The organism is Pantoea folii, from assembly GCF_056678875.1.
Map to the genome: position 1 here is coordinate 1 of NZ_JBWXON010000047.1, position 563 is coordinate 563.

The window sequence follows — 563 nt, forward strand, 5'->3', positions numbered from 1 at the left end:
CGCCTTCCTCCCCGCTGAAAGTACTTTACAACCCGAAGGCCTTCTTCATACACGCGGCATGGCTGCATCAGGCTTGCGCCCATTGTGCAATATTCCCCACTGCTGCCTCCCGTAGGAGTCTGGACCGTGTCTCAGTTCCAGTGTGGCTGGTCATCCTCTCAGACCAGCTAGGGATCGTCGCCTAGGTGAGCCATTACCCCACCTACTAGCTAATCCCATCTGGGCACATCCGATGGTGTGAGGCCCGAAGGTCCCCCACTTTGGTCCGAAGACGTTATGCGGTATTAGCTACCGTTTCCAGTAGTTATCCCCCTCCATCGGGCAGTTTCCCAGACATTACTCACCCGTCCGCCACTCGTCACCCGAGAGCAAGCTCTCTGTGCTACCGTTCGACTTGCATGTGTTAGGCCTGCCGCCAGCGTTCAATCTGAGCCATGATCAAACTCTTCAATTTAAAGTTTGATTTGCTGAAACAAGTTCAGCGATGCTCATCTGTAAAACGTCATAATGAATTTCATTATGTGTTCACTCGTGAGACTTGATATTTTTTACGTCCGGAGACG

General features: G+C 52.0%; 1 rRNA gene. It reads right to left on the bottom strand.

The annotated features are described in order from the left end of the window. Positions 1 to 454: ribosomal RNA gene (locus tag AC1MDE_RS25815) — 16S ribosomal RNA — on the bottom strand; the annotation flags it as partial. Positions 455 to 563: the final 109 nt, after the last annotated feature.